24 protein-coding genes, 2 tRNA genes and 1 pseudogene are annotated in these 24086 nt (G+C 59.4%); 12 read left to right on the top strand and 15 right to left on the bottom strand.

All coding sequences use genetic code 11. The features are described from left to right. The first annotated feature begins 1 nt into the window (after position 1). Genes NKJ91_RS03595 through NKJ91_RS03585 form a run of 3 tightly spaced genes read left to right on the top strand, consistent with a single transcriptional unit; the run spans position 2 to position 1152 of the window. Positions 2 to 220 carry a phage head-tail joining protein gene (locus NKJ91_RS03595; RefSeq protein WP_352454477.1) on the top strand — a complete coding sequence of 73 codons (219 nt, stop codon included), beginning with the start codon at positions 2 to 4 and terminating at the stop codon, positions 218 to 220. A gap of 1 nt (position 221) precedes the next feature. After that, positions 222 to 551: a DUF2190 family protein gene (locus NKJ91_RS03590; RefSeq protein ID WP_352454476.1), complete on the top strand. Its 330-nt coding sequence runs from the start codon at positions 222 to 224 to the stop codon at positions 549 to 551. Positions 552 to 555: 4 nt separating this feature from the next. Next, positions 556 to 1152, top strand: coding sequence for a Rieske (2Fe-2S) protein (locus NKJ91_RS03585; protein WP_352454475.1), 597 nt, complete (start codon positions 556 to 558; stop codon positions 1150 to 1152). 93 nt (positions 1153 to 1245) lie between these two features. On the opposite strand, the gene NKJ91_RS03580 is transcribed toward NKJ91_RS03585, so the two are convergent. Both NKJ91_RS03580 and NKJ91_RS03575 read right to left on the bottom strand, forming a co-directional pair. Continuing rightward, positions 1246 to 2442, bottom strand: coding sequence for a tyrosine-type recombinase/integrase (locus NKJ91_RS03580; protein WP_352454474.1), 1197 nt, complete (start codon positions 2440 to 2442; stop codon positions 1246 to 1248). Positions 2443 to 2618: 176 nt separating this feature from the next. Further along, positions 2619 to 2703 (bottom strand) — tRNA-Leu (locus NKJ91_RS03575). Between the two features lie 343 nt (positions 2704 to 3046). Here NKJ91_RS03575 and tig point away from each other — a divergent pair. The 5 genes from tig to NKJ91_RS03550 all read left to right on the top strand — a co-directional run bounded on the left by tig (position 3047) and on the right by NKJ91_RS03550 (position 7979). Further along, positions 3047 to 4522, top strand: a complete 1476-nt coding sequence (gene tig, locus NKJ91_RS03570; protein WP_352454659.1) for a trigger factor — start codon at positions 3047 to 3049, stop codon at positions 4520 to 4522. Positions 4523 to 4682: 160 nt separating this feature from the next. Then, a complete protein-coding gene (locus NKJ91_RS03565; protein ID WP_023678909.1) occupies positions 4683 to 5204 on the top strand; it encodes a hypothetical protein in 522 nt (173 codons plus the stop codon). 212 nt (positions 5205 to 5416) lie between these two features. Further along, positions 5417 to 5770: a c-type cytochrome gene (locus NKJ91_RS03560; protein ID WP_502899547.1), complete on the top strand. Its 354-nt coding sequence runs from the start codon at positions 5417 to 5419 to the stop codon at positions 5768 to 5770. A gap of 147 nt (positions 5771 to 5917) precedes the next feature. Continuing rightward, positions 5918 to 6850, top strand: coding sequence for a heme o synthase (locus NKJ91_RS03555; protein ID WP_352454472.1), 933 nt, complete (start codon positions 5918 to 5920; stop codon positions 6848 to 6850). 316 nt (positions 6851 to 7166) lie between these two features. Then, positions 7167 to 7979: a DUF2189 domain-containing protein gene (locus NKJ91_RS03550; RefSeq protein ID WP_352454471.1), complete on the top strand. Its 813-nt coding sequence runs from the start codon at positions 7167 to 7169 to the stop codon at positions 7977 to 7979. 66 nt (positions 7980 to 8045) lie between these two features. Here the strand turns inward: NKJ91_RS03550 and NKJ91_RS03545 are convergent, their stop codons facing one another. The 10 genes and pseudogenes from NKJ91_RS03545 to NKJ91_RS03500 form a co-directional block, all read right to left on the bottom strand. Next, entirely contained in the window at positions 8046 to 8519 is a 474-nt protein-coding gene (locus tag NKJ91_RS03545) for an aminoacyl-tRNA deacylase (RefSeq protein ID WP_352454470.1), read from the bottom strand. Positions 8520 to 8663: 144 nt separating this feature from the next. Next, positions 8664 to 9068, bottom strand: coding sequence for a cytochrome C oxidase subunit IV family protein (locus NKJ91_RS03540; protein WP_352454469.1), 405 nt, complete (start codon positions 9066 to 9068; stop codon positions 8664 to 8666). Between the two features lie 10 nt (positions 9069 to 9078). Further along, positions 9079 to 9801, bottom strand: coding sequence for a heme-copper oxidase subunit III family protein (locus tag NKJ91_RS03535; RefSeq protein WP_023678903.1), 723 nt, complete (start codon positions 9799 to 9801; stop codon positions 9079 to 9081). 13 nt (positions 9802 to 9814) lie between these two features. Then, complete coding sequence (locus NKJ91_RS03530; RefSeq protein ID WP_023678902.1) at positions 9815 to 10519, bottom strand: cytochrome c oxidase subunit 3; 705 nt, start codon at positions 10517 to 10519, stop codon at positions 9815 to 9817. Then, positions 10516 to 12285 (bottom strand): cytochrome c oxidase subunit I, encoded by a 1770-nt coding sequence (ctaD, locus tag NKJ91_RS03525; protein ID WP_352454468.1) that lies wholly within the window; start codon positions 12283 to 12285, stop codon positions 10516 to 10518. Before ctaD ends, NKJ91_RS03530 begins: the two co-directional genes overlap by 4 nt. Before the next feature lie 91 nt (positions 12286 to 12376). Further along, positions 12377 to 13192: a cytochrome c oxidase subunit II gene (gene coxB, locus NKJ91_RS03520; protein ID WP_352454467.1), complete on the bottom strand. Its 816-nt coding sequence runs from the start codon at positions 13190 to 13192 to the stop codon at positions 12377 to 12379. Between the two features lie 167 nt (positions 13193 to 13359). Continuing rightward, positions 13360 to 13552, bottom strand: a pseudogene (locus tag NKJ91_RS03515) (efflux RND transporter permease subunit); the annotation flags it as partial. 6 nt (positions 13553 to 13558) lie between these two features. Beyond that, complete coding sequence (locus NKJ91_RS03510) at positions 13559 to 14905, bottom strand: PQQ-dependent sugar dehydrogenase (protein ID WP_352454466.1); 1347 nt, start codon at positions 14903 to 14905, stop codon at positions 13559 to 13561. Next, positions 14905 to 15354, bottom strand: coding sequence for a DUF2231 domain-containing protein (locus NKJ91_RS03505; protein ID WP_352454465.1), 450 nt, complete (start codon positions 15352 to 15354; stop codon positions 14905 to 14907). The genes NKJ91_RS03510 and NKJ91_RS03505 overlap by 1 nt, the downstream gene beginning before the upstream one ends. A 129-nt stretch (positions 15355 to 15483) precedes the next feature. After that, complete coding sequence (locus tag NKJ91_RS03500) at positions 15484 to 15840, bottom strand: SPW repeat protein (protein ID WP_352451366.1); 357 nt, start codon at positions 15838 to 15840, stop codon at positions 15484 to 15486. Between the two features lie 494 nt (positions 15841 to 16334). On the opposite strand from NKJ91_RS03500, the gene NKJ91_RS03495 reads away from it, so the two are divergent. The 3 genes from NKJ91_RS03495 (at position 16335) to NKJ91_RS03485 (ending at position 21463) form a co-directional block, all read left to right on the top strand. Next, positions 16335 to 17429 (top strand): glycosyltransferase family 4 protein, encoded by a 1095-nt coding sequence (locus tag NKJ91_RS03495; RefSeq protein WP_352454464.1) that lies wholly within the window; start codon positions 16335 to 16337, stop codon positions 17427 to 17429. A gap of 237 nt (positions 17430 to 17666) precedes the next feature. Further along, complete coding sequence (locus NKJ91_RS03490) at positions 17667 to 18533, top strand: class I SAM-dependent methyltransferase (RefSeq protein ID WP_352454463.1); 867 nt, start codon at positions 17667 to 17669, stop codon at positions 18531 to 18533. Positions 18534 to 18883: 350 nt separating this feature from the next. Further along, positions 18884 to 21463: a bifunctional diguanylate cyclase/phosphodiesterase gene (locus tag NKJ91_RS03485; protein WP_352454658.1), complete on the top strand. Its 2580-nt coding sequence runs from the start codon at positions 18884 to 18886 to the stop codon at positions 21461 to 21463. A gap of 88 nt (positions 21464 to 21551) precedes the next feature. Here the strand turns inward: NKJ91_RS03485 and radC are convergent, their stop codons facing one another. Together radC and map are read right to left on the bottom strand one after the other, a co-directional pair. Beyond that, positions 21552 to 22298, bottom strand: a complete 747-nt coding sequence (gene radC / locus NKJ91_RS03480) for a RadC family protein (RefSeq protein WP_023678891.1) — start codon at positions 22296 to 22298, stop codon at positions 21552 to 21554. Between the two features lie 52 nt (positions 22299 to 22350). After that, on the bottom strand, positions 22351 to 23178 hold the full coding sequence (map, locus tag NKJ91_RS03475; RefSeq protein WP_352454462.1) for a type I methionyl aminopeptidase: 828 nt from the start codon (positions 23176 to 23178) through the stop codon (positions 22351 to 22353). A gap of 295 nt (positions 23179 to 23473) precedes the next feature. Between map and NKJ91_RS03470 the strand changes: the two genes are divergently transcribed. Further along, entirely contained in the window at positions 23474 to 23770 is a 297-nt protein-coding gene (locus tag NKJ91_RS03470; RefSeq protein ID WP_352454461.1) for a DUF982 domain-containing protein, read from the top strand. A gap of 124 nt (positions 23771 to 23894) precedes the next feature. On the opposite strand, the gene NKJ91_RS03465 is transcribed toward NKJ91_RS03470, so the two are convergent. Continuing rightward, positions 23895 to 23969 (bottom strand) — tRNA-Glu (locus tag NKJ91_RS03465). Positions 23970 to 24086: the final 117 nt, after the last annotated feature.

Here is a 24086-nt window from a genome sequence, read left to right as displayed (position 1 = left end):
CATGTCGGTTCTGGCGAATCTAGGGGAGTGGCGCGACCGGCTGAAGGAAGCCCGTTACTCGGGCATCCGGAGCGTTCGCGACTCCAACGGCGAGGAAATCACCTACCGCAGCGACGGTGAAATGAAAGCCGCGCTGGCGGCTCTCGAACGCGAATGCGAACTGGCATCGGGTAAGCGCCCCGCATCGATCGTCTATCCAACTATGTCGAAAGGAATCTGACATGAAAAACTACATTCAGCCTGGTCACGTGCTGACCATTCCGGCCGCTGCCGTCACTGTTTCCGGTGACGTTGTTGTCGCCGGCTCGATCGTCGGCATTGCTGCCGGCGCCGCCGCCATCGGCGACGACCTCGACCTTGCCTTGGGTGGAGTCTATGAACTGCCCAAGGTCTCAGCGCTCGCAATCGCTGTCGGCGACAAGGTGTACTTCGACGCGGCAACCAAACTGGTCAACAAGACGGCAGCCGGTAACACGCTGCTTGGCGTTGTCGTCGCGGCGGCTGCCAATCCGTCCGCTACGGCACGTGTGAGGCTCAACGGGGCGTTTTGATCCAATGGAAAAGTTGAAGAAGGTAAGGAAGGTACCGCCCAAGGTTGGTGAATATTATCTAGTTCGAACCATCTACGGGAACTGGCTGGGTATGCTGGACAATTGGCCCATTATCGGGCCGAAGCATTCCGATGATGAATATTTTCATCTATCCGAAGACCATTACCACATTGACGTTAGGTTTACTGATCCAAAATTTCACACCCACGCAGAGGCATTTGAAAAGGTAATCCTTGCTAATAATAAAGTTCCCGTTGTTTGGCGGAAACGCATGTGTCATGCGAGTTGGATTTATCACACACTGGGCGTCTGCTCCAGTGTGATTGAACTCAATCAACATTATGCCGGTCAAACCGCGAGGGCTGGGAAATCTGGTTGGATTTGTCCGCACAAGAAATTGAGTCTCGGGGAAATTCAGCCTGATGCATTTGGCGTCATTACTTGCCCGCTTCACGGACTCCGGATCGATGGGAAGACAGGCGTTTGCCTTGGTCCCGAACCCCGTGAGGGCCGGGTGCTCGGAGTGTCGGCGCTGAAAGAGCGGCTCGCGTATCTTGAGGCACGCATAGAAGCTAATCTCGCTTTAGCACCTGCCGAGTAGCCAGCCCCGCCGCCGCATTCTTTTTCGGGTGTGGCAGCCGCTGCCACACCCGTCCGCTACCGCGCGCGTTCGGTTCAACGCTTCTTTCTGATTTCAAGCCAGAAGGTCGGACAAGTCATTGGCGAGTCCGGCCTTCTCATGCTTGCCCAGCAAATCGCTATACCATTGCATCATGCTGACGCGAGTCGTCCATCGTTCGCCTCGGTCATAGGCTGATCGTATGGCGTCGTCGGGCGCATGGGCCAGTTGGTGCTCAATCGCTTGCCCATCCCAAACCGGGCTTTCGCTTTCATTCAGGATCGTTGAAGCCGTAGCACGGAAGCCGTGAACGGTTGCGCGTCCGTGGTATCCGCAGCGGTAAAGAGCAAAGAGCAGGCAATTTTCGCTTACTGGTTTCTTAGGGTAGGGGCCGGGTAGCACCCATTCGCTGCCGTTAGCCAGTTCGCGCAACCGCAGGAAGATTGCCTTGGCCTGCTGGCTGAGCGGCACCTTAAATTCCCGCTTCATTTTCATGCGGTCGGCAGGGATAGTCCAAACGTCTTTCTTGAAGTCGAATTCCGACCATTTGCCGAAACGTATCTCGTCTGTTCGAACAAAGATGTGAGCGACGGCTTTGAGGCCGAGCCGCGTCGACTCTTCCATGGGCGTCTTGGTCAGTCTGACAAAAAATTCTGGCAGTTCTGCTTCCTTAAGCGCTGAGCGATTGTTGCCCTTGGGAACTGGCTTCAAGACGACGCCAAGGCTGGCAGCGGGGTTTAACTCGATATGTTCTGAGGCAATCGCAAACTCAAAGATGGACCGCACCATTTGGTGAATGCGCCGCGCCGTGTAGGTGGCGTCCCGAGCTTCGATTGCCTTTAGAGGTTCAAGGACGGCTTTGGGCTTGATGTCGGCAATGGCCGTGTCACCTAGCGCCGGCAGTATGTCATCTTCAATGCGTTTCCAAATGCGCCGTGAGTAACTAGTTTTCCAGCCTGGCAGCTTCGCTTTGAACCATTCCCGTGCGACCGCTTCAAAGGTGGGGCGGCTATCTCCCGGCTTCGCGGCGGGGTCAATCCTGCTTTCAATTTTCCGCTTCAATTCGTCCCGCAAGTCGCGCGCACGGGCGAGGCTGATATCGGGGTAGGGGCCGAAATTGGCCGTCTGTCTCTTGCCGTTAAAGGCGTAGTCTTGGCGCCATAATTTTGAACCGTTGGGCTTAACGAGCAGAAATAAACCTTGCCCATCGGTCAGATTCCATGGCCTTTCGCGAGGCTTCGCCTGTCGGCACTGATTGTCTGTCAGTTTCATATCGAGTCCCCAAAATACAGCGTCGACCGCAGATTTACAGCACTTGACGCTGTAATCAACCGGGACGCATGGGGACGCATGGTTCCCTGTTCGTTCACCTGTGATCCACTTAAGCGTTGAAAATATTCACGTTTTCTGTGAATTTCAGGGGAGGAAATAGGACAGAAAAGAGTTGCTGGTGCGGATGAAGGGACTCGAACCCCCACGCCTTTCGGCACTGGAACCTAAATCCAGGGCGTCTACCAATTCCGCCACATCCGCGTCGCCCGGCCAATCTCATGTAGCCATCATTCTGTCAATGTCGGAGCCCACATCGGCATCATTGGCCGGAACGCGAAGATGGTTGAAAATCAGCCGCGCCTGTGACAAAAGGCGTGTCGAATGTGACGGGACGCGACGATCCGCTTCTGCAGAATGTGATAAGAAGTAGGAAAAACAAAGACTTATTCACATTTTGGAGCGTATTTCTGGAGGGTTTGTGCCGCGTTGAGCGGACAGATCGCCAAGTCCCGCACCAAAAGCCATTCCCGGCAAGATCATACCGGCAGGCTGTAAACGGCAGGGGCCGTTTGACGGCCTCATTAGTGGAAACAAAGGTTTTATGATGCAGGTCACCGAAACGCTCAACTCCGGTCTCAAGCGCGAGATCAAGATCACCGTGCCGGCCGGTGACATGGAAGCCAAGCTGATGGCGCGGCTCTCCGACGCCAGGAACAAGGTCCGCATCAACGGCTTCCGTCCCGGCAAGGTGCCGGTGCAGCATCTGCGCAAGGTCTACGGCAAGTCGTTCATGGCCGAAGTGGTCAACGAGATCCTCAACGATTCGACCCGTTCGATCATCACCGGGCGCGGCGAAAAGGCTGCCATGCAGCCCGAAGTGATCATGACCGAGGACGAGAAGGAAGCCGAGAAGATCCTGGCAGGCGGTGCCGACTTCGAGTTCCGCCTGAACTATGAGGTCATTCCGCCGATCGAGATCAAGGATTTCTCCGACATCAAGGTGACGCGCCAGGTGTTCGACGTGCCGGATGAAGAGATCGACGAGCAGGTCAAGCGTGTCGCTGAATCCGCCCGCACTTACGAGCCGAAGACCGGCAAGGCCGCCGAGGGCGATCGCGTGACCATCGATTATGTCGGCAAGATCGACGGCGAAGCCTTCGGCGGCGGCGCCGGCACCGATCAGCCGCTGGTGCTCGGCTCGAAGGAATTCATCCCCGGCTTCGAGGACCAGCTGGTCGGCAGCAAGGCCGGCGACGAGAAGCAGGTCACGGTTACCTTCCCGGAAAACTACCAGGCGGCGCATCTGGCCGGCAAGGAAGCCACTTTTGACGTGACGATCAAGGAAGTGTCGAAGCCCGGCGCGCTTGAGATCAACGACGAGATGGCCAAAAATCTCGGCCTTGAATCGCTGGAGCGCCTGCGCGAGGTGATGCGCGGTCAGATCGAGAACCAATTCGGCTCGATAACGCGCCAGAAAGTCAAGCGGCAGTTGCTCGACCAGCTCGACGCCGCCTACTCGTTCGAGGCGCCGTCCAAGCTCGTCGAGGCCGAGTTCAACAACATCTGGAACCAGGTCAACCGCGACCTCGAAGCTGCCGGGCGCACCTTTGCCGACGAAGAGACGACGGAAGAAGAAGCGCGTGCAGAATACATGCGGCTTGCCGAGCGCCGCGTACGTCTCGGCCTGGTTCTCGCCGAAATCGGCGAGAAGGCCGGCGTCACCGTGACGGACGAGGAATTGCAGCGCGGCCTGTTCGAGCAGGTGCGTCGCTATCCGGCCAACCAGCAGCAGGAAGCCTTCGAATTCTATCGCAACAATCCCGAAGCGCTGAACACGTTGCGCGCGCCGATGTTCGAAGAGAAGGTGGTCGACCATCTGCTCGGCCAGATTTCGGTCACCGATGTCAAGGTCGGCAAGGAAGAGCTGCTGGCCGACGACGAGGATACGGAGACAACCAAGGTCAAGCCGGCGAAGAAGGCGGCTGCGAAAAAAGCGGACACCAAGAAGGCCGACGACGACGCTGAAGAGCCGAAGAAAAAGGCCGCGCCGAAGAAGAAGGCCGCCAAGGAAGCTGAATAACGTCCCTGCTGAATTCCGAAAGGCCGCCTTCTCGAGGCGGCCTTTTTCGTTGTGGCGCAGACGCAACGGATTTCACGCATCTGGCGGTCGAGGTGGCGATATGAAGCTTTGATGATTATCTGCGCTGGGTTGCTGACCGCAGCGGTTGTTGGAGGCATCGTTGAGACAGTTCTTCGGTATCGGAAGCGTGGCGGCGGCGTTCCTGCTTGCGTCGGTCTGCGGCATTGCCCAGGCTGATACGGTTCTCGACAACTGGCGGTTCGACAAGAGCAGCGATGGCCTTGTCACCGCCTCGCTTTACGCGACCAACAAGCTCATCACCGGCGGCGGCGCATTGAGCTACAGCCCGGTTTTGACGATCGCCTGCCGGACAGCCGGCGAACCGCGTTGGAGCGAATGGCTGCAGCTGAGCGACACCGTTTCCGCCAGCCGAACCATCGCCATGTCGGTGACTGTCGGCCAATCCGGCAAGCTCAACGAAAGCTGGTCGGTCGGCCCGCGCAGCAGAATGCTGGTCCGCGACGGTGCCGACGGCATCAGGCGACTGATTTCCGCGGACCGGCTGCTGCTGTCCTGGCGGTTCGGGCTGCTGTCGGGGCGCGGCAAAGCCGAGTTTGACCTCACCGGAGTTGAAGAGGCGATCGGCCGGATCGCCGCCAGCTGCAACACCAAATTGCCTTGAGCAGATTGTCCGCATTAAACCTTCGCATGGCCGAACTCTACCTGCCGGCCGGGTTCTGTGGTATGTAGGTGCCGCAACCCCAGGCAGTGGATATCCGTTCTGCCATTCAAGAGCGCATGCCAGCGGACTAAATGTCGGCCTGTGCAGGTCAGCCAGGGCAAATTGGCGATCAGGGAGGAAATTCCATGCGTGCCATTGTGTTTTTTATCATCATGTCCGTCGCCACCGTCATTGCCGGCCCCTCGCGGGCACAGGATGCCGCGGCGGGTGAGAAGGTCTTCGCCAAATGCAAGGTCTGCCATATCGCGGACAAGGATCAGAACAAGATCGGTCCGTCCTTGAACGGCGTCATCGGCCGAACGGCCGGCACGCATCCAGGGTTCAGCTATTCCAAGGCTATGACCGAGGCCGGAAAATCCGGCGTTAAATGGGACGAAGCCACGCTGACGACCTACCTTCACGATCCCAAGGCGATGGTCAAAGGAACGAAGATGGCATTCCCCGGCCTCAAGAAGGACGAGGACGTCGCCAATGTCATTGCTTATCTGAAGCAATTCTCCAAATAGCCCGGCTCTTCCGCCGGATCTTGGTATAGCAAACAGGTCGAGGCATAGCCTCGGCCGCAATCTGCCGGCAGTGTCGGTGGGGAGGGCGGCTCGTTGCAAAAAAGACATTGGCCGGCTAGGCTGCCATTCCCATCGGTGGTCGTCTGAATGTCGACTGAAGAAAGCCGTCTCAAGGATACCGGCATCCGCCTCTCGGAGGCGACGGCGGGTGATTTCTTTGCGCTTTTGAAACCACGCGTCATGGCGCTTGCCGTGTTTACTGCCTTCGTCGGCCTGATGATGGCGCCCAGCGTGATGAATCCAGTTATCGCCGTAATTGCCATCGGCGCAATCGCGGTTGGAGCGGGAGCCGCCGGCGCGCTCAATATGTGGTACGACGCAGACATAGACGCCTTGATGTCTCGCACGTCCAAGCGACCAATTCCGTCCGGTCGCGTCACACCTGGCGAAGCTCTCAGCTTCGGTCTGGTGCTTTCCGCACTGTCGGTCATGACGCTCGGCGTGCTGGTGGGGTGGCTCGCCGCATCGTTGTTGGCGTTCACCATCTTTTTCTATGTCGTTATCTACACGATGTGGCTGAAGCGCTCGACGCCACAGAATATCGTCATAGGCGGCGCGGCAGGCGCCCTTCCTCCGGTGATCGGGTGGGCTGCTGCAACCGGCGCAATCGGCATTGAAAGTCTCATCCTGTTTCTGATCATTTTCCTCTGGACGCCGCCTCATTTCTGGGCGCTGGCCCTTTTCAAGGTCGGTGACTATGCCGCGGCGGGGGTCCCGATGATGCCGAATGTGGCCGGCCAGCACTCGACCAGAAAACAAATCTTCGCCTATTCGCTGCTCTTGGCGCCAATCGGCGTGCTCCCTTGGGGCTTCGGCTTCGCGAGCGGATACTACGGCACTGCTTCAGCCGCGTTGGGTACAGGTTTCATTTGGCAGGCCTGGAAGGTTCTCGTCGCCGACAAGGAGATGAAGCCGGCAAAGGCACTGTTTGCGTATTCGATTGTCTATCTTTTCGCAATATTTGCGGCGTTGCTTGCCGACACCATTGTAATGCGAGTGATCGCTTCAGCCGACTATTGACCCCGGCTCAAAACATCACGTTGGCAGAGCACAAAATCCCAGCAACAGCAGAATAATGACGCCAAGGCCGAGTATGAGAACTGTCCTTCCGTCCATGACCTTCACCTTCGACTAGAAGAGCATATCGAAGAACGGCGTCCGTAGCTAGTCAGGCTACCCGGGAGCTCCTACTCCCGGGCCTTCCTACAAAGCGCGACAAGTCCCCCGCATGAGAGTATATTGATCATGGTGCAGGTCGCGGTTTGCGTGGGCCAATCATGCAGAACGGCAGCACCGTAAAACGCGACCTTACCGGACCTGGTCTGGAGGAATGGTCATGGCAAGCTTTCACGTGATAGCAGGCGCCGGCGAGACGCTGGAACACACCAGAATTCGAAAAATCGGTGTCTCCGATCTTTTTGATGCGCTCAGGCGTGGCGTCGATGATTTCATGGTCAAACCGTCGCACATCGTTTTTCTCTGCCTGATCTATCCGATTGCGGGAGTCGTGCTTGCTGTCTGGACATCAGGTAACAACACGCTGCCATTGCTGTTTCCGCTTGTATCCGGCTTTGCACTGATTGGTCCGTTCGCGGCGATCGGCCTCTATGAGATCAGCCGGCGACGGGAAGCCGGGCTCGACGCCTCGTGGAGGCACGCCTTTGAAGTCAGGAGTTCTCCGGCACTGCCGGCTATTGCAGCGGTCGGCGTCATGCTGCTTGCGATCTTTATCGCCTGGCTTTTGACGGCCCAGATATTCTACCAGACCCTGTTCGGCCCGGCGCCGCCGCAATCGCTGTCCAGCTTCATCAGTGAAATATTCGCCACGGGACGCGGCTGGACGCTCATCATCCTGGGTCACGCCATCGGCTTCGTGTTCGCCGCGGTTGTGTTGTGCACCACGGTCGTCGCATTCCCGTTGTTGCTCGACCGCGATGTCGGCGCCTACGAAGCCATCCACACCTCGGTGCGCGTTGTCCTGGCCAACCCGATCGTGATGGCCGTGTGGGGCCTTATCGTCGCCGTCGCCCTGATCGTCGGCTCGCTGCCAGTGTTCGCCGGGTTGGCAGTCGTGCTGCCGATCCTTGGTCATGCGACCTGGCATGTCTATCGGAAAGTTGTGGAATCGCCGCCGGCCACCAGACCGTGAGCTGAAAAAAACCTGCCCTGCGCGCACCGGTGAAAGTGCCGGTGCGGGCAGGGTGGGGCAGAGCTTTCAATAGGCCGGGTGGCTGAAACGGGCCTGGCGCGCGTCCTTTGTCAGGTCGCGGAAATCCTTGCCGCTCACATGCACCAGCGTCCTATGGTCACCGCCCTCGAAATAGATTTCGGGAGCGTCGCCGAGGCTTTCATCCAGGACCACTGGCACATCATAGGCAGCGCCGATCGGCGGCACAGCGCCGACATCGCAATCGCCGAACAACGAGACCACCTCGTCTTCGGAGGCAAGTCCAAGAGGCTTGTCCATGACATCCTGCAATGTCGCGAGTTCTATCCTGTGCGTGCTTGGAACCACGGCGAGCGCGTAGCCACGGTCGTGGTGAACGACCACCGATTTGGCCATTATGCTGCCAGGCACATGTGCCGCAATGGCAGATTGTCTGCTTGTCGCCGTGCGGTGATGCTCGACGGTGTCGTAGGAAATTCCTTTCCTATCGATGAAGTCCTTCAGTCTGTTTGCGATGGTCATCTTGGGCGCCCCTTGCTGGTGTTCGCGACGCATGTGGAAACGCCGGCATCGCCTGTCGTTTCCGATACCAACAGAAATGGACCAGTCGTGGATTGTTTCAAGGCGAAGGCTCCAGGACCGGACGGCCTGGATCCGGATTGCATGTCAGGGCCCGGCCCCGAAAAACGCCATTCGGGTGAGAAGCGTGTAGTCCGCTTCGAAGACCATCATCGTCACGAACACCAGAACCAGCACCGGCGGCAGGATAATTGCATATGCCAGTGCCAGCCGTTCCCAGGCCATGTGCATGAAGATGGCGACGATCAGTCCTGCCTTGAGGATCATGAAGATCAGGATCAGCGACCATCTGAGATAGCCGTGGAGACCGAAATAGTCGACCAGATAGGAGCAGGTGCTGAGGATGAACAACCATGCCCAGACCACCAGATAGAGCTTGATCGGGTGCTCCTGATGAACCTCCGCCGGGGTAACGCCGGTCGTCGTCGCATCATGGGTACGGGCGCCGTCCAGTGCGTGTTGTCCCAGGCCGTTTGCGGTTGCTTCAGCCATGTCCTGCCTCTCACCAAAGATAGAAAAATGCGAAAATGAACACCCAGACCAGGTCGACGAAATGCCAGTAAAGCCCCATGATTTCGACGTTCTCGTAGCGGCCCCTTCGGCTGGTGAAGAAACCGGGCCGTCCGACGTCGTAGTCTCCGCGCCAGACCTTTCGCGCCACGATGATCAGGAAGATCACCCCGATCGTCACGTGCGTGCCGTGGAAGCCGGTGATCATGAAAAAGGATGCGCCGAACTGGGCAGCGCCCCAGGGATTGCCCCAAGGCCGCACGCCCTCGGTGATCAGCTTGGTCCATTCGAAGGCCTGCATGCCGACGAAGGTTGCGCCGAGTGCTGCGGTCAAGAGCATCAGCACTGCCGTCTTGCGGCGGTCGCGGCGGTAGCCGAAATTGACCGCCATGGCCATCGTTCCGCTGCTCGAGATCAGCACGAAGGTCATGATGGCGATAAGGATCAGTGGAATGTCGGAGCCGCCGATGCGCAGGGCGAAGACCTCGCTCGGATTGGGCCACGGCACGCGTGTTGAGATACGCGCGGTCATGTAGGAGAGCAGGAAGCAGCCGAAGATGAACGTGTCGCTGAGTAGGAAGATCCACATCATGGCCTTGCCCCAGGACACGTTTTTGAACGCCCGCTGATCCGAGGACCAGTCGGCGGCGATGCCTTGCCAGCCTGCGGGCCGCGGCTCTGTTCGGCCGATGTGGGCCAGTGTCGTCTCTGCCATCCGCCCGTTCCTCCTAGGTCAGCAACCCTCGGCAAATGTCGATTAGAGTCGAAGCCCAGCCGGCCAGAAGCGCAAAGATGGCGAGCCAGACGAAAAGCAGGAAATGCCAGTACATGGCGCACAGCTCGACACTGAGGCGAAGCCGCTGCGGCTGCGCTCCGTTCCAGGCGCCGACGCTCGTTCTGCCCAGCCCGACCAGTCCTCCCAGTATATGCAGGCCATGCATTCCCGTTAGCAGGTAGAAGAAGCTGTTGGCCGGATTGGATGCCAGAAAATAGCCGTCCGCACTCAGTTCCCGCCATGCCACAAGCTGTCCAATCAGGAAGACGAGCGCCGTGAGTCCAGCGGTGGCGAGGCCAAGCCTGACCATGTCCACTTGGCCCTTGCGCGCCGCGAGCGAAGCGCACTGTATTGCAATGCTGCTCAAGACCAGTACGCCGGTGTTAAGCCAGAGCAGGGGCGGGATGGGCAGCGGCCGCCAATCCGACAGCGCCATGCGCATGAAGTAAGCACTGGTGAACAGCGCGAACAGGCAGCCGACGACGGCAAGGAAGACGCCGAGACCGATCTTTGCGGTCGGCAGCGCCGATCGGTCCAGAGCGACAAAATCCCCGATCATACCTTGCTCGAGCCACGGCTTCGTCATTAGCCGCTGATGGGAAAGCCACCACCCGGCAATACCGGCGATCACGAGCAGGAAGACCAGGATTACGCTCATGCCGGCTCCCTGGAGGGCGCGAAGGAGCCCGGAACGTTTTGCGGTATGAAGTCCTCCTTGGCTCCCGGTACGCTGTAGTCATAGGCCCAGCGATAGACGATCGGCAGATCCTTGCCGAAATTGCCGTGGGCGGGCGGTGTTTCGGGCGTCTGCCACTCGAGCGTCGTTGCCCGCCACGGATTGCCGCCAGCCCCACGGCCATGGCGGATGCTCCAGATGAGATTGAACAGAAACACAATCTGAGCAAAACCGACTATAAAAGCCATGATGCTGATAAACGAGTTCAGGTGGTGGGCCGATTCCGTCATGATCGTCATGTCGGTCAATTCGTTGTACCGCCGCGGCACGCCCATCAAGCCGAGATAGTGCATGGGAAAGAAGATCAGATAGGCGCCGAGGAAGGTGACCCAGAAATGGAACCGGCCCAGTGTCTCGTTCAGCATCCGGCCGGTGACCTTCGGATACCAGTGATAGATCGCGCCGAAGATTACGATGATCGGGGCAACCCCCATGACCATATGGAAATGGGCGACGACGAACATCGTGTCCGACAGCGGAACGTCGACGACGACATTGCCGAGGAACAAGCCGGTCAACCCGCCATTGACGAAGGTGACGATGAAGGCCAGGGCAAAAAGCATCGGAATCGTGAGGTGGATGTCGCCGCGCCACAGCGTCAGCACCCAATTGTAGACCTTGATGGCTGTTGGGACGGCGATGATCAATGTCGTTGTGGCGAAGAAAAAGCCGAAATAGGGATGCATGCCACTGACATACATGTGGTGCGCCCAGACCACGAAGCTCAGCGCGCCGATGCCGACGATGGCCCAGACCATCATGCGGTAGCCGAAGATGTTCTTGCGCGCATGGGTGCTGATCAGGTCGGATACGATGCCGAAGGCCGGAAGCGCCACGATGTAGACCTCCGGATGGCCGAAGAACCAGAACAGATGCTGGAACAGGATCGGGCTGCCGCCGCCGTGCTGCAACTGTTCGCCCATCTCGACGATCGCCGGCATGAAGAAGCTGGTGCCGAGCGCCCGGTCGAGCAGCATCATCACGCAGGCGACGAACAGCGCCGGGAAGGCGAGCAGCGCCATGATGGTGGCGGTGAAAATACCCCAGACAGTAAGCGGAAGGCGCATCAGCGTCATGCCGCGCGTGCGCCCCTGCAGCACCGTCACGACATAGTTCAAGCCGCCCATGGTAAAGCCGACGATGAACAGGATCAGCGAGACAAGCATCAGGATGATGCCCCAGTCCTGGCCGCCTGGCGTACCGGTCATGATTGCCTGCGGCGGATAGAGCGTCCAGCCGGCACCCGTCGGTCCGCCGGGCGCAAAGAAGCTCGACACCAGGACCAGCACCGCGAGCAGATAGATCCAGTAGCTCAGCATGTTGACATAGGGAAAGACCATGTCGCGAGCACCAACCATCAACGGGATCAGATAGTTGCCGAAGCCGCCCAGGAAGAGTGCCGTGAGCAGGTAGATCACCATGATCATGCCGTGCATGGTGATGAACTGGTAGTAGGCTTCCGGGGTGATGAAGTCGAATGTGCCGGGGAAGCCGAGTTGCAGCCGCATCAGCCAGGATAGCACCAGCGCGACCATGCCGATCGCTGTCGCCGTCGCCGAATACTGGATGGCGATGACCTTGGCGTCCTGCGAGAAAACGTATTTCGTCCACCAGCTGTGCGGATGGTAGAGTTCCATTTCCGCGACTTCGGCCGGCGGTACCGCATCTGCAGGTGTGATATCGACCATAGGAACACCTCCGTGCCCTTTTCGGCCAGCCCGACAGTTCGGGCTTGCCACACTAATTTCAATCCCGACGGCGCGCCGTCGTTCCGGTTTCCTACTCTGCCGAGCCCATCTGCTGGGGGGCGGACAGCTGCGCAAAAGTCTGCTGCTGGCCAAGCCACGCCAGATAGTCTTCCTGAGTATCGACCATGACCACGCCATGCATCATCGGATGTCCCTGGCCGCAGAGTTCGGCACACAGGACCTGGAAGGTTCCGGTCTTGGTCGGAGTGAACCAGAAATAGGTGACCGAGCCCGGGATCATGTCCATCTTGGCGCGGAATTCCGGCACGTAGAAATCGTGCAGCACATCGACCGAGCGGAGCAGCATCTTGACCGGTTTGCCTATCGGGAGGTGCAGGTCGGCCGCTTCCACTACGACATCGTCCTGGCCGTTGGCATCGGTGGCGATGACGCCGAGTGGATTTTCAGCGTTGACGTCGCGAGTGTCGGATGTGCCGAGCTTGCCGTCCTTGCCGGGGAGGCGGAAACTCCATTGCCACTGCTGGCCGACGACTTCGACCTCGGTTGCGTCGCTTGGAACGTTAACGAACCGGCTCCAGACGAACAGGCCTGGAACGAGCAAAGCGGTGACGCCAACCGCGGTGACGACCGTCAGCCAGGATTCGAGCCGCCTGTTCTCAGGTTCATATGCCGCCTGATTGCCTTCCCGATGACGGAAGCGGAAGACGCAATAGGCCATGAAAAGAACCACGGCGGCGAAGACGACACCGGTGATCCAGAAAGTTATGATGATGGTGTTGTCGATATAGTCCCAGTTCGAGGCAATCGGCGTCCACCACCATGGGCTCAGGAAGTGGAACAACACCGAGCCCACGACTATCAGAACGAGTACAAGCGCAACCGCCATGTCCCGGTTCCTCCCGGTATTCCAAGCGGCGCAAGCCGTCCCGGGAAATACCAAGTGCATCATAACTTGATTTGCGATGAAAATTCTAGAGCCGGCTGTGGGAAGGGCAAAAATACCATTTCGGCGCTGGCGGTCCTTCGGTTCGGCGGTGATCAGCGGCAGCGGGTGGCAAACATCGTCAGCGTCGAGTAACCGGCAAGGGCGGGCACGCCGAATGTGCCCGGCAGAGTCACCGGAACGGCGATCGTCGGGGATCGTCGCGCGCAGGTTCTGCAGGAACAGCAGCATGACGAAGAACGTCAGCACGATTGCTTCGACCAGTGTCCGTTCACCTGCTCGACGCTCGACGAAGGGAGTGGAGCCACTTTATTGGCCGGCAGATGTCACCCGCCAAACTGTGTTGCCGACGTCGTCGGCGATGAGCAGGGCCCCGGTTTTGTCGACAGCCAGGCCGACAGGCCGGCCGCGCGCCTTGTTGTCCTTGTCCAGGAAGTCAGTCACCACGTCGGTAGCGACGCCGCTCGGACGGCCGCCGCTGAATGGTACGAACACTACCTTGTAGCCATTGAAGCGCGTGCGGTTCCAGCTGCCATGCTCGCCAACGAAGGCGCCGCCGCGATATGCCTCGGGAAAGCTGGTTGCCGTATAGAAGGCCAGTCCCAGAGGGGCGACGTGGGAACTCAGTGCATAATCCGGAACGACCGCTTTTGCGACCAGGTCCGGACGTTGGGGCATGACGCGGGGATCGAGATGCTGGCCGTAATAGCTGTATGGCCATCCGTAGAAGCCGCCATCCTTTACCGAGGTCAGATAATCCGGCACGAGATTGGGGCCGAGCTCGTCGCGCTCATTGATCACTGCCCAGAGCGCCCCGGTCTGCGGCTCCCAGCTCAGGCCGTTTGGATTGCGCAAACCGCTGGCGAAAATGCGCGACCGGCCGGTGGCCCTGTCTACCTGCCAGATGGCGGCGCGGTTCTTCTCCGCCTCGATGCCGTTTTCGGCGACGTTGCTGTTCGAGCCGATGCCGACATAGAGCAGCGAGCCGTCGGGGCTTGCCACCAGGCTCTTCGTCCAATGGTGGTCGATCGGGCCGCCGGGCAGGGCGGTTAGCGGCGTCCCGGGCGCGGTGATCTTTGTGTCACCGGTGTTGTAGGGATAGCCGACGATGGAGTCGGTATTGGCGACGTAGAGATCGCTTCCCACCAACGCCACGCCAAAGGGGGAGCTCAGGTGGTCGAGGAATACGCTGGTCAGCTCCGGCTTGCCATCGCCATCGGTGTCGCGCAGCAGCGTAATGCGGTTGCTTGGGCCGCTGTCGCCGCCCGAGGTGACCCAGGATTCGATCCAGCCCATCACCAAATCCTTGGGCCGTTTGATCGGTTCGCCACCCGGCGCCTTGGACTCGACCACCAGGACGTCGCCATTGGGCAGCACGTAAAGCGACCGCGGATGCTGCAAGCCGTGGGCATAAGCCTGGATCTGCAGCCCCTGCGCGACGGTCGGCTTTTCGTCGTTCTTCCATCCGACCACGGAAGCGAGATGCATGGGCGGGAAGAAATATTGGATCGGCTCCGGCAGGTTTGGATTCGGCCCTATCTGACTGCTGGGATCCGGGTCGTTGCCGCTGCACGCTGCAAGAGTGATCGCCGCAGTGCGAACGAGGACGGACACCGCGATGCGCCTGGTCTGACCGATGGAGCTTGCTATGCGCATCAATCCGCCACTCCGACGTGATGCCGGTACACCATGGACCAGCCCAGCCAACCAGTGAAGATGAGGATGAGCACGACAACCGCCGAGAGGATCAAGCCGGTAGGAACGATGGAGGTCCATGCATCGCGGGTGTGCACGAGCATGTTGATGATGGATAACGCCAGCGCCAGAAGATTGCCGAGCACGTGCGGCCAGGCGGGGGGCTGTGCCCTTATCAGCGGATTGGCCAGGAAATCGATCAGCCCCGCGATCGCTGCTAGGCAGCCCATGATCACGCCGATGGTAACCAGCCAAGCGGAGAAGTCAGCCCACATCATCTCCGCTGTTCGCCAATAGGCTAGATCCGTCAGCAGGGTGCCGGCGAAGCAGGCGATCGGAAATGGCACGAGCATCGGATGAATAGGATGTCCCGCAATCCTGGCCGTCGAACGCGGATTGTCACCGACCATAATGCGCCACCCTTCCTATTCTCGTCCAAACAACCGCCTGCCCGGCCTCCGGCGGCTGTTGCCGAGAGACCGGCAGACGACCGATAGATCCGTCAGGCCCAAAAAAGGGGCGCTGGCTGGCTGCGCCTGTTAGGCGGCGGACTGGGTCGGCGGGTTCTGATACATCATCCAGAGCTCGATCGCCGCCAGCACGGCGACCAGAATGCCGATCACGACATGCACGGTCATCGCCGTGGTCGCCTGGAATCCAAGCACCCAGGGCGATGCGAGAACCCACAGTCCGACGACCAGGTTCACCCACTCTTCCCACACGGCAAATGCTGCGAGGGCGGCAACCGAAAGCACGACGATCAAGATTCCGCTGCCGAGGGCGTTCTGCGTCTGCGGGCCTGCCGCAAATGTGAAGATCCAGGGAGAGAAGAACAGAATTGCCCCAAGGATCAGGTTGGCTACGTCACAGAGCCTGGCGTTTGTCCACTGGTTCATGGCATCCTCCATAAGGAGCGTTTATGGCTCCCGAGTTCGGCAAGGTGGTGCCTGAGTTCGGCGCGATACGCCCGAAGCCGCTCACTCCGTGTCACGGCAGTGCCCTTGCCCGGCCGGAGTTGCGCATGTGGCGAACTCCAGTCAAATCCGGCTATCTAACTGAATTCCGGGCTTTATGTTCCATTGGGCACCGGCAGGCCTGGATCAATTGATGGTGATCGAACAAATCCAAACCTGCCTGTCAGGGGGCGGCGGGGCGGCGGCGCGTAGCTCATTCTGTCTTTTTATCGAGCCGGTGAAACATTTCTCATGGATCGCAGTTCTTGGATCCAGAGGAGTTGAATAAGGGCAACCTGATTGCACGGGAGGAGCGCGGACGGCACAACTATAAATACGCTCTGCATAGAATACTTCGCAACTGGAAGCTCTCGCTTGTCTTGGTTGCCGCCGAAGCTTGTTTGAAAGACGGCGGTCGCCGCCGAAAAGATTTCTAAATGAAAATAGCCCAGATCGCACCGCTAACCGAATCCGTGCCGCCCCGAACCTACGGTGGAACCGAGCGAATTGTTTCGTATCTGACCGAAGAACTTGTCCGACAGGGCCATGAGGTGACGCTGTTCGCCAGCGCCGATTCTCGTACCTCAGCCGAGCTGGTGCGATGTTGCGACGTCGCGCTGCGCCTGAACCCCAGGGTCCAGGACGGTGGTCCGCACCATGTTATGATGCTTGAACGGGTGCGCCGGCGAGCCGATGAATTCGACGTTTTGCATTTCCACGTCGATGTTCTGCACTTCCCCATAATTCGGGATTTTGCCAGACGAACGGTTACCACGCTTCACGGCAGGCTCGACCTGCCCGATCTGGCGCAGCTTTATGCGATGTTCGACGACGTTCCCCTGGTCTCGATCTCCTTCGACCAGCGTCGGCCCATGCCGCCCGTCAATTGGGTTGGAACCGTGCATCACGGCCTGCCCCGCGATCTTCTACCATTCCACCCGAACACCTCTGGCTATCTTGCGTTTCTCGGTCGCATCTCGCCGGAAAAGGGGCCGGAAACGGCTATAGAAATAGCAGCGCGGGCCGGGTTTCCCCTGAAGATCGCCGCCAAAATCGACAAGGTGGACCAGTCGTTCTGGAAGGAAAGGGTCGAGCCGCAAGTGCTGCGGCATTCGAACGTGGAGTTCATTGGCGAGATCGATGAGCGGCAAAAGGCGGATTTTCTGGGCAATGCGATAGCGCTTTTGTTTCCGATCGACTGGCCGGAACCCTTCGGGCTCGTAACGATCGAAGCAATGGCCTGCGGTACGCCGGTGGTTGCGTTCCGGCGTGGCGCCGTCCCGGAGATCATCGATGACGGTGTGTCCGGATGGATCGTGGATACGGTGGAGGAAGCCGTGGGCGCGCTCCGGCGCATAGACAGCCTCGATCGCGCACGAGTGCGGCAGACGTTCGAGAAGCGGTTCACGGTCGAGCGCATGTGCAGCGATTATGTGGCACTCTACCGAGCACTCACGAGCGGCACGGCAGACGCAGTTGCCCCCACAAACGAGCTCTCCAGAAATATCGCGATGGTGGCTGTGCCGGGCTGAGGAACCGACTAATCCACATACAGACCACGACGGCGGAGTCCGGGAGCGCCTGCGGGGTCTTGTCGCCGGGCGCGGCGATCGCGCCAGAAGCCTTCGATCAGCAGCAAGCCTTCCCGGGGCTGATGCTTTCGCGAGCGGCGGCGCACTGCCGCCCGGTCCGGATTGACGCGCGCTACTTTCGCTGCAAAGGTGCTTTAACGACTTGTTTACCATGCGTCAGTCAGGGGTGGGGGGAATTTGGAACGGTTTCTGGGCGCGAACCGCCTTAATTGGGATGATCGGGCCGAACTGCACTCGACCGACACAACGGGCAGCTACCACATCGAGAATGTGCTGGCCGGCGGATCCAATCTCTATGAGCTGGAAACACGCGAGCTCGGCGATATCGCCGGCAAGGATATCGTCCACCTGCAGTGTCACATCGGTCTTGACACGATCAGCCTGAAGAATCTCGGCGCAGGCAGCGTGACCGGGCTCGACTTTTCACCGACGGCGATCGTGGCGGCGCGGGATTTTGCTGCGAAGGCAGGCACCGACGTGCGCTTCGTGGAAGCGCCACTGTTCGAGGCGGTGGAAGCGCTCGGCCGGACCTTTGATATCGCTTACGTTACTTGGGGTTCGGTAAACTGGCTGGACGACGTGTTCCGTTGGGCGCGGGTGGTTACCGATCTTCTGCGACCCGGCGGCCGCCTCTACATGGCCGAGGGCCATCCATTGATGTTTCAGTGCGATCGAAAGGCCGCGGTCCTGGAATTGAAGCACGACTGGCGAACGCCGATAGCTCGGCCGCTCGCCTGGAACGAGGAACTGACCTACACCGGCGATGATCGCATCTTGAAGCATCCTCGCTATTATGAATGGATCCACCCGATCAGTGACGTGGTGAATGCGCTGATTTCAGCTGGTCTGACGCTCGATTTTCTCAATGAGCATGACACGGTTTCGTGGCAGCACTTTTCATTTGCCGTGCGGGCCGGCAAGGATATGTACGGCCTACCCGAGAACTCTCCCAAGATACCGATGGCCTATTCCATTGGCGCGACGAAGCGCAGCGTCGGCAAGATACCATACCTTGTGTCTCCCAAGGCGATCGAGGGCCACTAGTCCAAGGTCAATGCTCTGACGTACTCGGGTCGGAGCGTCGAAATGTGCAATGGCGCTCGTGCGCCTCGATCTTCCGAACAAGGCTGATCTAGCTGGCGTTTCATGTTGGTCCGCATCGTGCAGCCCGCCTTCAGCATCGCTGTCGGTATCGCAGCCGGCGTCAGCCGTCGGAAAATGAAATTTCTCAGGAGTATGAAGGTCAAATTAAACATTGAAAGCTAATGTTCCTCATCGGGTCGACACCGAGAACCTGAAAACGGCACTTGAGGAATCGCCTATTGGCTTTTTTCCGCGCTAGGTTCAACGGCATCAAGGAGGCCGTCTTTTCGTCGGCAAATATTCCGGCGGCGATCGCGTTTGTCGTCATCCTTGTCAGCGCAGCATTCGCGGAGCACCAGAACAAAATCGTCTCGGACCAGGCCGTCCGTGCGGACGTGCTGACCAAGGTCAATCTCATCCGCGCCAAGCTCGAAGGCAATATCAATGGAAACCTCCAGCTCGTGCGTGGACTGGTCGCCGCGGTCGTGACCGAGCCCTATATGGGACAGCAACGCTTCGCCTCGCTCGCGAGCAATCTATTTGGCGCCGACTCGCAATTGAACGATATTGCCGGCGCGCCCGATCTGGTCGTTTCCCTTATGTATCCGATGGAGGGTAACGAGCAGGCGATGGGTCTGGACTACCGCAAGAACGAGCGGCAGCGTGCGGCTGCGCTAAGGGCGCGAGACGAACGCAAGCTGGTGCTTGCCGGTCCCGTCGACCTGAAACAGGGAGGACAAGGCTTCATCGGCCGCTTTCCGGTCTTCGTGCCGAGCGCTGGCAATACGGAAAGGTTCTGGGGTATCATTTCCGCCGTTGTCGACGTGCAGCGCCTTTACAGAGCGAGCGGCTTGCTTGACGACGATCTCGGGATCGACGTAGCGCTGATCGGCAGGGACGCCCTCGGTCACCGAGGTGGTCAATTCTACGGCAATGAGGAGATCAGCAAAAGCGATCCGGTGACGGCTGACGTTTTGCTTCCTTCCGGCTCGTGGCAGCTCGCGGCCATTCCCAAAAATGGCTGGCCTTCGACGCCAAGCAACGCATGGTTGTTGCGCGCGATCATGGCGACGGCCGGAGCCTTGGTTGTGTTCCCTTTCCTGGTCACAGGCCGCCTGATTGGCGAAAGACAGCGCAATTATGCGGAATTGCGTCGATTGTCACGACGCTTGGAACTCGCTCTGGAAGCTTCGGCTATTGGGGTTTGGGAACACGATCTCGCGACCAACGAGCTTACGTGGGATGATCGCGTCAACGAAATATATGGCAAACCAACCGGCGAGCACCGGGGCTACCCAGACTGGGCGGGAGCAATCCACCCAGATGATTTGGCTGGCGCTAACGCGGACTTCGACAGGGCGGTGGCCAGCGGACGACCATATTTGTCGGAGTACCGGATTGTGCGTCAGGATGGCGAGATCCGTCATGTCCGGTCCAAGGCGATCCTTTACCGGGTCGCAAACGACACCCCAAAAATGATCGGCGCGGAATGGGATGTGACTGCCGACGTCCTGCTGAACAAGGATCTGGTTCGTGCAAAACAGCTGTCCGAGTCGAAAAATGCAGAACTCGAGTCGGCCAAAGCGCGCATAGAGCACATCGCGCTTCATGATTCGCTGACCGGCTTGCCCAACCGGCGTTACCTCGACCAGGTACTGGAACATTACGCGGCAAACGCCAGGCGCTCAGGCGGGCACGCGGCACTGCTTCACATAGATCTGGATCGGTTCAAGCACATCAACGATACGCTGGGCCACGCCGCCGGTGACGCGATGTTGGTTCACGCGTCAACCGTGCTCAGGTCGAAGGTCGGCGACGAGGGATTCGTCGCCCGTATCGGGGGAGACGAATTCATCGTTCTGTGCGTGGTGCGCGACGATACCAAGCAACTGGCGCTGCTCGCCGACCGCATCATCAGCCAGATGCGCGAACCCGTCTACTATCAGGGTCATCGATGCCGTTTTGGTGTCAGCGTGGGAATCGCTGTCGATAACGCAAAAGATGTCGAAGCCAAACACCTGCTGGTGAACGCCGATATCGCGCTTTACCGAGCAAAGGGGCGGGGCCGCAATCGATACGAATTCTTCACCGACGCGATGCAAAGCGAAATCGTCGATACTAAGCGGATTGCCGACGAAATTCTCGGCGGCCTCGAGCGCAACGAGTTCATCCCCTTCTACCAGCCCCAATTTGACGCAAAGACGCTCGAAATCGTTGGGGTTGAGGCGCTGGCGAGGTGGAAACATCCAATAAAGGGTATTTTGGCGCCCGACATCTTCCTGAGGATTGCAGAAGAACTGAACGTCGTCTCGATCATCGACCAAGCCATATTGAAGCAATCGCTTTCGGATTTCGAAGAGTGGTCCGCGGCCAAACTTCACATTCCGCGGGTGTCGGTCAATGTCTCGGCCAGGCGCCTTCAAGACGAGGAGCTCATCAAGAGCCTGCGAGAACAAAATATCAAGAAAGGAACAGTTTCGTTCGAGCTTGTTGAGTCGATTTTCCTGGACGAGAACGACGACCTTGTCACCTGGAATATCGAGCAGATAAAAGAGCTGGGGATTGACGTCGAAATAGACGATTTTGGTACCGGCTACGCTTCGATGGTCAGTTTGCTGAAGTTGCAGCCGCGCCGGCTGAAGATAGATCGGCAGCTGGTCACCCCAATCGTCAAATCTCCGCAGAGAAGGCAGGTTGTCTCGTCGATCATTGAAATCGGCAAGTCGCTGGGTATCGAGGTCGTGGCGGAAGGCGTCGAGACGATGCAGCATGCACGGCTACTCGAGGGCCTGGGCTGCGACATATTGCAGGGTTATGCCTTCGGCCACGCATTCGATTCCGAGGGACTTAAGACCTTTGTCCGATCGCGACGCCTGCGCACGGCCAGCTGAGCCTCGGCGCCAGAATTTATCGAGCCGACCGCCTTGACGTTGCGGTACAGAGGCGCACAGCGGACAAAGCTGAAAACAACGCCAAACCTCAGATCAGCAGCAGGCCCTTCATGCTGGAGTGGCCTTTCCTGCCGATGATGATGTGGTCGTGAACGGCAATGCCAAGCGGTTTGGCCGTCTCTATGATCAGCTTGGTCATCTCGATGTCGGCGCGCGACGGCGTCGGGTCTCCCGACGGATGGTTATGCGCCAGAATGATCGCCGTGGCGGAGAGCTCCAAGGCGCGCCTGACCACCTCGCGCGGATAGACCGGTGTGTGGTCGACTGTGCCGACCTGCTGGACTTCGTCGGCGATCAGCGCGTTTTTCTTGTCGAGGAACAGGATGCGGAACTGCTCGCGCTCCTCGAAGGCCATCACCGACCGGCAGTATTCGAGAACCTGCGTCCAGGTCGACAACAACTCGCGGCCGGCGATCTCGCCGCGCGCCATGCGCTGCGCCGTTGCCGCAACCACCTTGAGGTCGAGCGCCACCGCCGGGCCGATGCCCTTGACCTCCTGCAGGCGCTCGACGGGCGCACCCAGGACCTCGGCCAATGTACCGAAGCGTGCCAGCAATGCCTTGGCGACCGGCTTGGTGTCGGCGCGCGGGATCAGCCGAAACAATAAAAGCTCGAGCAGTTCGTAGTCGGGGAGGGTGTTGGTACCGGCGGCGAAGCGCTCGCGCAGGCGGTCGCGATGGCCGAGATAATGCGGCTTGTCGGCGGCCACCGCCTTCGCGGGCGATCGCACTGGCCTTTCGGGAAAGAAGGCCCGCTCGTCGTCGTCACCGTTCATGGCTGCCCCACCCAGCATTTGCCGGGCAAGGTAACGCCCGATCTGCCAGACACTAGGCCCGCAGGCCGGGGCGGTCGAGGTTTTTTGGCGACAGCGTGAAGATCTCGCAGCCGGTCTCGGTGACGCCGATCGTGTGCTCGTACTGCGCCGACAGCGAACGGTCGCGCGTCACCGCGGTCCAGCCGTCCGACAGCACTTTCACATGCGGCCGGCCGAGATTGATCATCGGCTCGACGGTGAAGATCATGCCCGGCCGCATCTCGACGCCTTCGCTGGCGCTGCCGTAATGCAGGATATTCGGCGCGTCGTGAAACAGCCGGCCAACCCCGTGGCCGCAGAAATCGCGCACCACCGAGCAACGCTCGGCTTCGGCATAGGTCTGGATGGCGGCGCCGATGGCGCCGGTTCGGGCGCCCGGCTTGATTGCTGCGATGCCGCGCATCAGGCACTCATACGTGACTTCGAGCAGCCGCTCCGCGGCACGCTTGATCGTGCCCACCGGATACATGCGCGAGGAGTCGCCATGCCAGCCGTCGAGGATATAGGTGACGTCGATATTGACGATGTCGCCATCCTTCAACGGCTTGCTGTCGGGTATGCCGTGACAGACGACGTGGTTGATCGAGGTGCAGGATGATTTCGTGTAGCCACGGTAGTTGAGCGTCGCCGGAAGCGCGCCATGGTCCATCCCGAACTCGAAGACGAAGCGATCAATCGCTTCGGTGGTGACGCCGGGCGCCACAATCGGTACCAGTTCGTCGAGGCAGCGCGCGGTGAGATCGCAAGCCTTGCGCATGCCGACAAAACCTTCCTCGTCGTAAAGACGGATCTGGCCGGTGTTTCTGAGCGGTGCCGTGGCGGCGTCGAGATAGGTGACCATTTTTATCCGTCTTGCAGGGATGCGGGGCTGGATGAGCCTCCGCGAGAGAAACCTTCCCAGATTTGGCACTGGAAAGCGCAAGGTTCAAGGACGAACTGCCGGCGACGGCCGAAGACTGGCGATATTCACGCCTGGGGGCATTCTCCTTGCCTCTAGCGGCCCATGCTTCGCCGGGTTCATTGACCACCGTAGTGACGACACATTTCTAGGCGAGAAGCGGCCCAAGCATTAAGCCGCCACGGCAATTTTTTGCGACGAACGGCGTTGCTGCGGGGGTCGGTTCGGGAGAGATCGAATGGACAGACTGCAATTCGAGGTGCCGGTGCGGATCGCGCCTGTGCCCGGCCAGCCGGTCGAGGAAATCTACAGCGTCGAGCAGGCGCTCGATTTCCTGCAAACGTGGCCGGTTCGCCGGAACGGACCAACCTACCAGGCCGCGTTCAATGCCTGTTTTGGCGCCACTGTGGACATCGTCGAGACCGAAGACGCATGGCGGGCCTTCATGGCCTTTTGCCGGGTGAGCGGCCTCCTGGCCAGGGACATGATGGTGCCGCGCAAGCGCGGCGGCGAGGCGAGGGGGCTGAGGGCGTAGGGAGCCTTCGACGTAGTCCTCAGTCGTCTTCGCCTCTTCTTGCCGACATCCCTATCAGAGTGGCGGGTCCAGCAAAGCTTGCGCAGCATCACGCTGGCGATAGACATATGCCAAGTTGAAATGCTGGTACGCCCAAGGGGAATCGAACCCCTGTTACCGCCGTGAAAGGGCGGTGTCCTGACCGCTAGACGATGGGCGCGCTCAGATGTGAGCGCTTATAGTTGCGTCGCGACAAACCGGCAACCCGTCTGCCGCCGGCTGCGACAACTTTTTTCCTTTGGCTCCAAAGCGCGTCTTTCCAACAGCCAAGCTGGTT

This window comes from Mesorhizobium sp. M0040, assembly GCF_040323505.1.
Taxonomy (GTDB): domain Bacteria; phylum Pseudomonadota; class Alphaproteobacteria; order Rhizobiales; family Rhizobiaceae; genus Mesorhizobium.
Note: the sequence above shows the minus strand (reverse complement) of the source record. Positions and strands in the feature narration are given on the sequence as shown.